Below are 13,239 nucleotides of genomic sequence, written 5' to 3'. Positions count from 1 at the left end.
GAAAAACACTCAGATGTCAGGCCCGAAGAACGCAGTTATGCTCTCCAGACGCCGTCCGGGGAGCAGCGGAGTAGAACCGTTCCTTTTCAATACATTCAATACATTGTTTATGATTTTTCTGGTAATCGTTACGTTGTATCCGTTCTTGAATACGATAGTTGTTTCGTTTAACGCGGGAAATGACACGATCAGAGGCGGTATTTATCTGTGGCCCCGGCAATTCACCATGCAGAACTATAATGCGGTTTTTGCTTCAGGCACCATATATAACGCATTTCTGATATCCGTTGCGCGCACCGTTCTTTCGACCTTGTTGAACATCTTCCTAACCACGATGCTGGCCTATACGCTCAGCCGGCGGGAATATGTATTCCGTAAGCCCATCACGACGATTTTTGTCCTGACGATGTATTTCAATGCAGGTCTGATTCCCAACTACTTTTTGATGAAGGATCTGCATTTAATCAACAACTTTCTGGTGTACGTACTGCCGTCGATGATCAGTGCATTCAACCTGATCGTCATCCGTACCTATATCGGCACCATTCCGGAAAGCCTGGTGGAATCATCCAGAATCGATGGAGCAGGCGATTTTAAAATTTTCTGGAGAATCATCTTCCCGCTCTGTAAGCCCGTGCTGGCTACCATTGCGTTGTTCGTTGCGGTCGGTGCCTGGAACTCCTGGTTCGACGCTTTCCTGTACACCTCATCCAGACAGGAACTGAGCACGCTGCAATACGAATTGATGAAGCTGCTATCCTCCAGTGTGAACGCCAACAGCAATCCTTCTGTGGCAAATGGTGTCGGGGCAGAGCACGCTACCCAAGTCACGCCAATTTCGATTCGCGCGGCTGTCACTGTGGTAGCTTCGGTTCCGATCCTGATGGTCTACCCGTTCATGCAAAAATATTTTGTCGTTGGACTTAACGTGGGGAGTGTCAAGGAGTAAATGGAAAATTCATTGGCAACACAGACGATCCGTTATTCGAACCCCATCCTTCCCGGTTTTTATCCCGATCCCAGCATTACCAAGGCGGGAGAGTACTTCTATCTGATTTGCAGTTCGTTCGAATATTTTCCCGGCGTCCCGATCTTCCGGAGCCGGAACCTGGTCCACTGGGAACAGATCGGCCATGTGCTGGACCGGCCCGATCAGCTCGATCTGACGGACCGCAAGAGCTCTGATGGGATTTATGCACCGTCGCTTCGTTATCATGAAGGCATCTTCTACATGATTACTACCGACGTAAGGGGGAGCGGGAATTTCTACGTTACGGCGACTGATCCCGCCGGACCTTGGTCCGAGCCCATCCCTGTCCCGTATGGCGGGATCGATCCTTCGCTGTTCTTCGACGATGACGGCAAGGTGTACGTCACCGCCCAGCAGGGAGCCGATTACGACTCGCATGTTATCCAGTATGAGATCAACATTGCGACCGGAGAAGCGTTCTCCGAACCGCAAGTGGTCTGGCGCGGCGACGGAGGTCCATGGACAGAAGGGCCGCACTTGTACAAGATTAACGGAATGTATTATATGATGTCTGCCTCCGGCGGAACAGCGAAGGAACACCGGGAGATCATCGGACGGAGCGAGAAGCCTTACGGTCCGTTCGAGCGGTGCCCGGAGCCGATCCTGACGCACCGGGATCTGGATCATCCGATTCAGTATTTGGGCCATGCTGACCTGGTGGAAGATACCAACGGCGACTGGTGGGCCGTTTTCCTCGGCGTTCGGCTGACCGGGGAGGGCTACAGTGTACTCGGCCGGGAGACCTTCCTGGCTCCGGTCCGCTGGAAAGAAGGATGGCCGTATATCGACAATAACGAGGGCAGTGTCGCACTGGAAATGTCAGTTACCCGCCTGCCGGATGCAGCGCCCGCTGCGCCGGGTGCCACTTTGGGGGAAGGCCGGGATGACTTTGACGGAGAACATCTTGGACCCGAGTGGATATTCGTACGAAATCCGGCCGAGGGTTGTTGTTCACTTGCTGAAACCCCTGGTCACTTGACGCTGCGCGGCCAGGCGCCGGGACTCGGAGAGGTCGGCCAGATCACTTTTGCAGGCAGAAGACAACAGCATACGCAGGCAAGCTTCACCACTTGCCTGTTGTTTGCGCCGTCTGCCGAAGGAGAAGAGGCCGGACTGTGCGTACGCCGGGACGAGGATGCTCATTACGAAATCGGCCTGACCCGCTCCGGGAACGGCAATCGGGTCACAGCCCGTCTGACCATTCGGGGAGAGTCCCGGATCGTCCATGAGGGCAAGACGGAAGCGGAACAACTTTTCCTCAGAATTGAAGCGACAGAGAAGGAGTATATCCTATCCTATTCGGAGGATAGCCAGAACTGGTCCAGCGTGGTTGCCGGTCCGGCACGGGCGTTGTCTCCGGAGGATTTTGTGAGCAAAATGTGCTTCACCGGCGTGGTTATTGGTCTGTACGCAACGGGCAATGGTCGCCCAAGCGGGGCGCCCGCGAGGTTCGACTGGTTCGAGTATCGGGCCGCCTGGAGATAAACTTTGGGAGAAGCCTGTAATAAGGAGGAGAACAATGATCTCATCGACGAGGCAAGAAGCTTCATTAAAAGAACTGTACAAAGACGATTTCCAAATCGGAGCGGCGGTCAATCCTGTGACCATCGAAAGCCAGAAGTCGTTGCTTGCCTACCATTTCAACAGCATTACGGCGGAGAACGAAATGAAGTTCTCCAGTCTGCATCCGCATGAGGCGGTATACACCTTCGAAGACGCCGACCGGCTGGCGGCATTTGCCAAGGAGCATCAGATGGCCATGCGAGGCCACACGCTGGTCTGGCATAATCAGACTCCGGATTGGCTGTTCGAGAACGGTCAAGGCGGCCCGGCGGATCGCGACTTGCTGCTGGGGCGACTCCGTTCGCATATCCAGACAGTGGTTGGCCGGTATAAGGATACCGTATACTGCTGGGATGTGGTGAATGAGGTTATCTCCGACGACAGGGCGGACAAGGAGGCCTTCCTTCGCCCGTCGAAATGGCTGGAAATCGCCGGAATTGATTTTATTGCCAAGGCTTTTGAATATGCGCATGAAGCGGACCCCAAGGCCCTGCTGTTTTACAACGATTATAATGAGTCCCATCCCTGCAAGCGGGACCGCATTTACCGTCTGGTCCGTTCGCTGCTGGACCAGGGAGTGCCGATCCACGGAGTAGGTCTGCAGGCTCACTGGAATCTGTTCGATCCCTCGCTGGATGACATCCGCACAGCCATTGAGAAATACGCAGAGCTGGGACTTCAGCTTCAACTGACGGAACTGGATCTGTCTGTCTTCCGGTTCGAAGACAGACGTACCGATCTGCTTCATCCTTCCAAGGAAATGCTGGAACGGCAAGCAGAGCTTTACGAGGCGGTTTTCCGCCTGTTGCGGGAATACCGCGACTGTATCGGTGCGGTCACATTCTGGGGGGCTGCCGACGATTATACCTGGCTGGACGGATTCCCGGTCAGAGGCCGGAAGAACTGGCCCTTTTTATTCGATGAATCGCACCGTCCGAAGCCGGCCTATGAACGCATCGCTGCACTGGCGAACCGTTGAATCTGCCGGAGGTATAAATCGTAAAGGAGCGAACATGTATGAGGATAAAGAGGTTGAACAGAGTACTGTCGGTTTGGCTTGCGGCGATTCTGCTGATTCCCGCTTATTGGCCGGCAACGACGGTCCAGGCCGAAACAAGCAAGGAGTTATCCCAGAGCTTTGAGGATCAAGAAGCAGGGGGGTGGGAGAACCTGAGCTGGACCGGCGACGGCACAGTCGTAGTCTCCGCTGTATATTCAGCGGACGGTGATTATTCGCTTCATTATAAGGACCGCTCCAGCCGAAAAAGCAGTCTGGGTCTGGACTTGGCCCATTTTCTGGAGTCCGGCCATGCCTATGATATTTCATTCAAGCTCAGATCGGAGCAAGGCACAGACACGTACCATCTGGCCTCAAAGACGAAAACAGACGGGAAAGATACTTATCCATGGATTATTGGGGGTCAGCAAGTAGGGGATACAGGATGGACGACATTCGAGAAAAAAGACTATGTAGTACCAAGCAATACGACCGAAATCCGAATCTGGATCGAGTCATATGTCAACGGTGATATCTCAACAGCCAAGGCCGGCTTCTATCTTGACGATTTCCGTATAAAAGACGTCACGCCTACCGGTAATGGGCCGGAAACTCCGCGTAATCCGGCGCTGCCGTTCAACATCTTGGACTTTGAGGATGGCAAGACGGGGGCGGTGGCCGGAAGAGCGGGCACGGAGAAGCTGACCGTTACAGATGAGGCCAACCATACGCAGGGCGGTGCAAGGGCGCTAAAGGTAGAGAATCGAAGCGATTCATGGCATGGCCCGACGGTACAGGTGGCAACCTACGTTGACCAGGGTCAGGAATACCGGATAAGCGCTTGGGTCAAACTGATTGATCCGGCCGGCACTTCGTTGCAACTGTCCACGCAGGTCGGCAAGGATAGCGGAGCCAGTTATCAATCGGTGGCGTCCAAGACCGTGAACATCAGCGACGGTTGGGTGAAGTTGGAGGGGACCTACCGGTACAACAGCGTTGGGAACGAGCATTTGACGATTTACGTTGAGGCACCTGACAGCAAGACGGGCTCCTTCTACATTGATGACATCAGCTTCGTCAATACAGGCACCATTGGGCAAGAGGTTCAAAAGGATCTGAAGCCAATCAAAGAGGCCTACCAGAATGACTTCCTGATCGGCAATGCTGTTTCTGCGGCGGATCTGGAAGGCAAACGTCTGGAATTGCTGAAGCTGCACCACAACGTGGTGACTGCGGAAAATGCCATGAAGCCGGACGGCTTGCAAAAGAATAAAGGCGTCTTCACCTTTGACGCGTCTGATGCTCTTGTCAATAAGGCACTGGATGAAGGAATGAGGGTACATGGGCATGTGCTGGTCTGGCACCAGCAGACACCAGCCTGGATGAACAAGAAGACGGATAACAGTGGTTCTGAAACTGTATTGTCCAGAGAGGAAGCGCTGGACAATATGCGGGTCCACATCCGCAGCGTTATGGAGCACTTTGGCAATCAGGTTATTTCTTGGGATGTCGTGAACGAGGCTATGAACGACAATCCGTCAAACCCGGCCGACTGGAAAAATGCATTGCGCAAATCAGCATGGTACAATGCGATCGGTCCTGATTATGTCGAGCAGGCATTTCTGGCGGCCCGCGAGGTGCTGGATCAGCATCCGGAGTGGGACATCAAGCTCTACTACAACGATTACAACGAAGACAACCAGAATAAGGCGACGGCGATCGCCAGCATGGTCAAGGAGCTGAACGTCAAGTATACTGCGGATCATCCGGGTAAAAAGCTGATTGACGGCATCGGGATGCAAGGGCACTACAACGTCAACACGAACCAGACCAACGTGAAGCTGTCCTTGGAGAAGTTCATTGCAGCGGGCGTGGAGGTCAGTGTGACGGAGCTGGACGTTGGAGCCGGAAGCAATAGCAAGATTACCGAAAAAGAAGCGGAAGTGCAGGCTTACTACTACGCGCAGCTGTTGAAACTCTATAAGGAACACAGCGCCAACATCGCGCGTGTCACCTTTTGGGGCTTAAATGATGCTGCCAGCTGGCGCACGGAAAATAGTCCGCTGCTGTTTGACAAGGAGCTGCAGGCCAAACCGGCCTATTACGGGGTCATCGATCCGGCCAAATTCATTTCGGAGCATACCCCGGACACGTCCGGAGCAAATCAGTCTGCAGCGAACTATGGTACACCAGTGATTGACGGAACGATTGACAGTGTCTGGGAACAGGCGCCGGCAATGCAGGTCAACCGGTACCAGATGGCTTGGCAGGGCGCAAGCGGCACAGCCAAAGCGTTGTGGGACGTTAAGAACCTGTATGTCCTGGTCGAGGTAAGCGACAACGAACTGGATAAATCAAGCGCGAATCCATGGGAGCAGGATTCAGTCGAGGTGTTTCTGGATCAGAACAATGGCAAGACGACCTTCTACCAAACGGACGACGGTCAGTACCGGGTCAACTACGACAACGAGACGTCGTTTAGTCCGGCAGCTATTGGGGAAGGTGTAGAGACGAAGACGCTGGTGTCTGGCACGAATTATACGGTTGAGATGAAAATCCCCCTGACGGCGATCTCGCCGGGCAACGGTGCCAAGATCGGATTCGACGTTCAGATCAACGACGCCAAGGCCGGTGCGCGTGAGAGCGTCGCGGCCTGGAACGATACGACAGGCAACGGGTACCAGGATACCTCCGTGTATGGCATAGTGACGCTGACCGGCAAGACTTCCGATGGCGGCAGCGGTCCTGATAACGGTAATGGCCCAGATAACGGCAATGGAGATAACAGAAACAATAACAGCACCAATGGCAGTACTAATAACGTCACGCCGGCATCCAGCATATTGGGCGCCGACGGAACCGTGACCATCAAACCGGCAGTAAGTCTGCTAAATGGCACTGCCAAAGCATCCATCACGGACGACAGCATGACAAAAGCGCTGGAACAGGCTACTGCGGACACCGCCGGCAAGAGACAGATTGTCATTGCGCTCCCGGCGCAAATAGGGGCTGGCTCCTACGAAATCGAGCTGCCTGCCGCAAAATTGGGTGGCCAGATGATATTTGATCTGCTCCTGCAGACAGAGTTTGCCCAGATCCGGGTTCCGAGCCATATGCTCTCGAACACAGAAGTGAACGCAGAATCAGTGGCGATTAGGATCGGCAAAATCTCCTCTGACAATATGGGAGCCAATGCTCGTGATGGAATCGGCAGTCATCCGGTAATTGAGCTGATGATGATGGCAGGAGGCCGTGCCGTCGCCTGGAACAACCCGTCTGCGCCAGTGACCGTATTTATCCCATACTCGCCGGCTGCTGAGGAGCTGGGCAGCCCGGATCGTCTCGTCGTCAGATATCTCGAAGCAGACGGAAGTCTGGCTCCTGTGCCGAACGGGCGATATGATTCAAAGAGCGGAGCCGTCGTCTTCCGTACCACCCATTTCAGCACGTATGCTGTGGCTTATGCTTCTACATCCTTTAGAGATTTGCAGCCTCTCTCCTGGGCCAAGGAGGCGGTTGATGCCATGGCCGCGCGTGGTGTTATTCGGGGCACGGAGGAGCACCGATTCTCTCCAGAGGCTCCCATCAAGAGAGCCGACTTCGTCGCCGTCTTGGTCAGAGCGCTTGAACTGACCGGAAACGGCCAGCAGGCGGGAACATTTGCCGATATCAGCCCGGAAGCCTCCTACGCAAAGGAGATTGGCATTGCCCGGCAACTGGGCCTAGTGAATGGCTTTGCAGATCACACGTTCCGCCCGGACAGCTCCATCTCCCGCCAGGATATGATGGTACTGGTGACGCGGGCGCTAAGCACAGCCGGCAAGCAGGTATCCGGCAGCGCGAATCTGAGCACATACTCCGACGCAGCCAGTGTTGCCGGCTACGCCAGAGCAAGCGTCTCCTCCCTCGTGGAAGCGGGTATAGTCAACGGCAAAGGCAGCCTGCTGGCGCCGAGCGACAACCTGACCCGTGCCGAAGCGGCGGCTATTCTGTATCGCATCTGGAAGCGGTAATATCTTCTGAAGAGATAAAGAATTAAATGAGGGCGGCTGCCTCCGCATTTATTGCGGGGGCGGTTGTTTTGATGTGTGGTTTCTGTTCGATTCTAGAGGTGACGCGCGATAATAACCCCCGCTTTATCTTCGACTTACCCAATTCGTTTTGAAATCCTCAAGTAAGGTCACTTTTGTCCATTGCCAAAATACTGCAATCTCAAGTACAATATGATGATAATGAGAATCAATTTCATAGAAATAGGGTGACATTCATGAATCAACAGGCGACTACCAGGATGGGGATTAACAAACAGACGCAGCAGGAAAAGTTGCGTTCACGTCCATGGGTAGCTACCCTAATCTTGGTCGGGGGTCTGGTTGCGCTTGCACTGGGCATCGCGGTCTCAGTCTCCTTCGGAGCAGCCGATATCAAGCTTTCTGTCGTATGGACGGCAATCTTCCATTTCAATCCGGAGATCACCGAACATCAGATCATTATGGATTTGCGTCTTCCGCGTGTGCTGGGAGGGGTTATGGTTGGTGCCAGCTTTGCAGTTGCGGGAGCGATTATGCAGGGAATGACACGCAACCCTTTGGCTGATTCGGGGCTGATGGGCATCAATGCGGGGGCCGGCTTTGCCTTGGCGCTGTGTTTTGCCTTTTTTCCCGGATTATCGTTTATGTATCTGATCTTCTATGCCTTTCTTGGTGCAGGCGGAGGCGCTGCCATTGTATACGGGATTGGTTCTATGGCCAAAGGAGGGCTTACCCCTACGCGGCTGGTTCTGGCCGGCGCGGCATTAAGTCTACTGCTGCAGGCGCTCAGCGAGGGTGTTGCGCTTTATTTTAATATTGGCCAGGATTTGGCCTTCTGGTATGCAGGCGGAGTGGCCGGTACCAAATGGGTACAGCTCAAGATTATGCTCCCATGGGTCGGCGGAGCGATTATAGGCGGCATAATCTTGTCACGCTCCATTACAATGCTCAGTCTGGGGGAAGACATTGCCAAAGGTCTTGGACAGCGGGTTGGCCTGGTTAAACTGGCGGGGGCTTTGATTGTGCTGGTCCTGGCCGGTTCTTCGGTGGCAGTGGTTGGTTCGGTCGGATTTATCGGTCTGATTATTCCCCATTTGACACGTTATCTGGTCGGGGTGGATTACCGCTGGATCATTCCTTGCTCGGCTATACTGGGCAGTCTGCTTGCCGTCTTTGCCGATCTTACCGCGAGGATGATCAACCCGCCGCATGAGACACCGCTTGGTGCCATCATTGCGCTTATCGGGGTACCCTTCTTCCTGTACCTTGCGCGCAAAGAAAAGAGGGAACTGTAAATGCTGGAGAAAACATCGCCCGCATCCTTCGATCAGGCCAGAAACAAAAAGGGTCTTTTCGTTATGCTTGTGCTGTCCATTTTGATTGTGCTTGTTTTTATTATCAGTGTAAATACGGGATACATAAGATTAACTCCTATAGAGCTGTTAAAAACGATGTTCGGGAGCGGGACAGCCAAGCAGGAGCTGATTCTCTTTGATTTCCGGCTGCCCCGCATCGTAATCTCGGTCCTGATCGGTGCCGGACTGGCTGTGTCCGGAGCGGTAATGCAGGGAGTATTCCGCAATTCACTGGCCGATCCGGGGATTCTGGGGATTAATGCCGGTGCCGGTCTGATGGTGATGCTGCTGATTTCCTTTTACCCTACAACCGCTGCGGCCCCCGTATTCTTGCTGCCTTTGGTTGCATTCTTCGGCGCCGCAGTCACTGCCATCCTCATCTATTCCCTGGCCTACAAGCGTCATGAAGGGGTTTCACCCATTCGCTTGCTGCTTACCGGGGTGGCGATAGCGGCAGGGATGAGTGCGGCCATGATTGTACTTACCCTTAAGCTTGATCCTGATAAATATAAGTTCGTCGCCACCTGGCTGGCCGGCAGCATTTGGGGAACCAGCTGGAAGTTTGTGTTATCCCTGCTGCCGTGGATTCTCATTCTTTTGCCTTATGTCATCTTCAAGGCCCGGGTAATGAATGTGCTGAATCTGGGTGAGCAGACAGCGACGGGACTTGGCGCAGCCGTTAACAGAGAGCAGTTCAAGCTGCTTGCGGCAGCAGTTGGCCTTGCGGCTGCAAGCGTCGCGGTGAGCGGAGGAATCGGGTTCGTTGGCCTTGTTGGTCCCCATCTGGCCAGAAGGCTGGTCGGTCCGAAACATCAGCTGATGCTGCCGACGGCGGCGCTGCTGGGTTCACTCCTTGTTTTGATAGCGGATACGCTCGGACGCTGGATTTTGCAGCCGTCAGAAGTGCCTACGGGCATTGTTGTTGCTGTGATTGGAGCTCCGTACTTTCTATACCTGCTAGCCCGCACCAAGTCCTGATCAAAAAAGAAAGGAGCGGATACTTGCCATGCTGCGTCGTTTTTTTGCTTACTATAGGCCATATAAAGGGCTCTTTATTCTGGATTTCTCCTGTGCCATTGCCGCAGCATTGCTGGAACTGGTCTTTCCTCTGGCAGTAAACCGGGTGGTGGATGATCTGCTGCCCAGCGGCAACTGGAAGTGGATTCTATATTCTTGCCTTGGACTGCTGGGTATCTATATCGTCAGTTCATTCATGCATTTTGTCGTTACCTACTGGGGGCATAAGCTGGGGATCAACATTGAATCGGATATGCGCAAAAAGCTGTTTGACCGTGTACAGAAGTTGTCCTTCAACTTTTTCGACAACAACAAAACCGGACATCTGGTATCGCGGATGACGAATGATCTGATGGATATCGGGGAGATCGCGCATCATGGGCCGGAGGATTTGTTCATTGCCGTCATGACGCTGCTCGGCGTATTCGGCATCATGCTGAGCATTAATTGGCAGCTGGCTATTCTGACGTTCGTCATTGTGCCGCTGATGATCTACTTGTCCATGTACTTCAGCCGCAAGATGTCCAAAGCCTTCAAAATCATGTTCTCCGACATTGCCGATTACAACGCCCGTGTGGAGAACAATGTGAGCGGCATCCGTGTGGTTCAGGCTTTTGCCAATGAGAATCATGAAATTTCCCGCTTTGCGGTGAATAATGAGCGCTTCCGGATTACGAAGCTGCTGACCTACCGGATTATGGCCTGGAATTCATCGTTCAGTTTCATTCTGATGAAACTGGTCTCATTGTTTGTGCTCCTGTGCGGAACTTGGTTCGTTATTCAGGATCAGATGACTTACGGTGAATTTATTGCTTTTGTCATGTTGTCCAATGTATTCTTTGGGCCGCTCCAGCAAATTAATTCCGTCATCGAGACTTATCCCAAAGGGATCGCCGGATTCAAACGGTATCTGGAACTGCTGGAGACAGAGCCGGATGTGGACGATGCTAAAGACGCACGCGTGGTTCACAACCTGACGGGGAATATCACCTTTAAGGATGTAGGTTTCGCATACAGCGACAAGGAAAAGGTTCTAAACAACGTCAATCTGTCGGTTACGGCAGGAGAGACCGTTGCGCTTGTAGGGCCATCCGGGGCCGGCAAAACAACACTTTGCAGTCTGCTGCCGCGTTTCTACGATGTCACCGACGGGGCCATCGAAATAGACGGCATCGACATCCGGTCCATGACCCTGGAATCCCTTCGTTCCCATATCGGAATTGTCCAGCAGGATGTGTTCCTGTTCGACGGCACGATTCGCGAGAATATCGCCTATGGCCGTCTGGGCGCTTCGGAAGCAGAAGTCTGGGAAGCGGCGCGGCGTGCCCAACTGGAAGAACTGATCAAGTCCCAGCCTGCGGGGCTGGATACGATGATCGGTGAACGCGGCGTGAAGCTGTCGGGAGGCCAGAAGCAGCGGCTCTCGATCGCCCGGATGTTCCTGAAGAACCCGACCATTCTTATTCTGGACGAGGCCACCTCGGCGCTGGATACCGAGACGGAATCCGCGATCCAAGAGGCATTATCCGAGTTGTCCGAAGGGCGCACCACGCTTGTCATCGCGCACCGCCTGGCGACGATTAAGAATGCCGACCGCATTGTCGTCGTTGCCGAGGGAGGAATTGCCGAGCAAGGGAAGCATGAGGAGCTGCTCCGGACTCCCGGTATATACAGCCGCCTGCATGGGGCGCAATTCGGAGCCTAACCCGCTTGGCCGTGCACCGCACGGCTGATGCAGCATAGATAGAATAACCTTTTGGAGGGAACAAGATGAGCAACCAACTGGAATTGTATGACGTAACTATCATTGGCGGAGGACCTGCCGGTATGTATACCGCTTTTTATAGTGGAATGAGAGACCTCAAGACCAAACTGATTGAAGCGAAGGAAGAGCTGGGCGGAAGAATGCTGATCTATCCCGAAAAAATGATCTGGGACGTCGGCGGCGTCACCCCAATCCTTTGCCATCAGCTAATTGGCCAGCTCAAGGAGCAGGCTCAGACGTTCGAGCCGACAATTGTGCTGGGACAGCAGATCACGCATCAGGCGCGCCAGGAAGACGGAACCTACATTCTGACTGCGGCCAGCGGAGAACAACACTGGACCCGGACGGTTATTCTGGCGATAGGCTACGGCATTCTGCAAATGGCCAAGCTGGAAATCGAGGGTGCGGACCGTTATGAGGTTACCAACCTGCATTACACAGTTCAGGAGCTGGAACCCTTCCGCGGCAAAAGAGTCCTGATCTCCGGCGGAGGCGACTCGGCGGTAGACTGGGCGAATGAGCTGGAGTCCGTTGCGGCAAGCGTCACGGTTGTCCACCGCAGGGAACAGTTCGGCGGACATGAGAAGAATATTGTGCGTATGAAGAATTCCTCCGTCGATGTCCGCGTTCCTTATGCCGTTAGCCAGCTGCACAGCAGTAATGGCGAGACCATTGACCAGGTCACTATTAACCATGTAGAGAGCGGGGAGACAGTGCAGTTTGAGGTGGATGCTGTCATTGTGAACCATGGACTGAAGAGCGATTTTGGGCCGTTAAAAAAGTGGGGGATCGATATGGGGGATTGGTGTGCGAATGTATCGGGCAAGCTGGAGACGAATCTACCCGGAATCTTCGCCGCTGGCGATTTTGTGGACTATCCGAGCAAGGTGCGCCTGATCGCAGGCACCTTCACCGATGCCGTATTGGCACTGAACAGCGCCAAGCTGTATCTGGACCCCTCCGCGCCCAAGGTGGCTTATGTGTCCTCCCATAATGAACGTTTCAAGGAGAAGAACAAAGCGCTCGGCGTAGTGGATGACCATTAAGAACGGTTGCTGTGCTTAAGAATAGAGATTAGTTATAGCGTGCAGGGCTTGCACCCATTTAGAGCGGATGTCAGCCTTGCGCGTTTTTTATATTATTCGGATGGTGCAGTGCAGGTAGTAGCCACGCCCGCAGTGTTCTTTCCGAGAACGTAGTTATGAAATCTTTTCGGAACAGAGCAGGCCGTAATTATTAAATTTGCCCAGATCCCTCCATGAACAAGAGGCTGTCCGTTCCCAACTGGCCGTTTTGCTCGATTGGAAGGCAAAAGTGCCTTAGGATGAGGGCGTGTAGTGAAAAAAGCTCGATTGGAAGGCAAAAATGCCTCTAGATGAGGGAGGATAGCGAAAAAAGCTCGATTGGAAGGCAAAAATGCTTCTGGATGAGGGGTTGTAGCGAAAAAAGCTCCATTGGAAGACAAAAGTGCCTCTGGATGA

The 13,239-nt window shown here is 53.6% G+C and carries 8 protein-coding genes; all 8 read left to right on the top strand.

From position 1 onward, the window contains the following. The first annotated feature begins 13 nt into the window (after nt 1-13). The 8 genes from IEY53_RS10510 (at nt 14) to IEY53_RS10475 (ending at nt 12,804) form a co-directional block, all read left to right on the top strand. Nucleotides 14-949: a carbohydrate ABC transporter permease gene (locus tag IEY53_RS10510; RefSeq protein WP_373293841.1), complete on the top strand. Its 936-nt coding sequence runs from the start codon at nt 14-16 to the stop codon at nt 947-949. Then, nucleotides 950-2,515 carry a glycoside hydrolase family 43 protein gene (locus tag IEY53_RS10505; RefSeq protein ID WP_189024640.1) on the top strand — a complete coding sequence of 522 codons (1,566 nt, stop codon included), beginning with the start codon at nt 950-952 and terminating at the stop codon, nt 2,513-2,515. It begins immediately after the preceding gene. A gap of 34 nt (nt 2,516-2,549) precedes the next feature. Continuing rightward, on the top strand, nt 2,550-3,572 hold the full coding sequence (locus tag IEY53_RS10500) for an endo-1,4-beta-xylanase (protein WP_189024638.1): 1,023 nt from the start codon (nt 2,550-2,552) through the stop codon (nt 3,570-3,572). Nucleotides 3,573-3,610: 38 nt separating this feature from the next. Further along, nucleotides 3,611-7,603, top strand: coding sequence for an endo-1,4-beta-xylanase (locus tag IEY53_RS10495; RefSeq protein ID WP_189024636.1), 3,993 nt, complete (start codon nt 3,611-3,613; stop codon nt 7,601-7,603). Between the two features lie 254 nt (nt 7,604-7,857). Further along, nucleotides 7,858-8,916, top strand: coding sequence for a FecCD family ABC transporter permease (locus tag IEY53_RS10490; RefSeq protein ID WP_189024634.1), 1,059 nt, complete (start codon nt 7,858-7,860; stop codon nt 8,914-8,916). 63 nt (nt 8,917-8,979) lie between these two features. Continuing rightward, a complete protein-coding gene (locus IEY53_RS10485) occupies nt 8,980-9,954 on the top strand; it encodes a FecCD family ABC transporter permease (RefSeq protein ID WP_373293840.1) in 975 nt (324 codons plus the stop codon). Nucleotides 9,955-9,982: 28 nt separating this feature from the next. After that, nucleotides 9,983-11,698, top strand: coding sequence for an ABC transporter ATP-binding protein (locus tag IEY53_RS10480; protein ID WP_189024630.1), 1,716 nt, complete (start codon nt 9,983-9,985; stop codon nt 11,696-11,698). A gap of 65 nt (nt 11,699-11,763) precedes the next feature. Next, nucleotides 11,764-12,804 carry an NAD(P)/FAD-dependent oxidoreductase gene (locus IEY53_RS10475; RefSeq protein WP_189024628.1) on the top strand — a complete coding sequence of 347 codons (1,041 nt, stop codon included), beginning with the start codon at nt 11,764-11,766 and terminating at the stop codon, nt 12,802-12,804. Nucleotides 12,805-13,239 lie beyond the last annotated feature (435 nt).

The organism is Paenibacillus albidus, assembly GCF_014644435.1.
Taxonomy (GTDB): Bacteria; Bacillota; Bacilli; order Paenibacillales; family Paenibacillaceae; genus Paenibacillus_AQ; species Paenibacillus_AQ albidus.
This window is presented reverse-complemented; position numbering and strand designations above follow the sequence as displayed.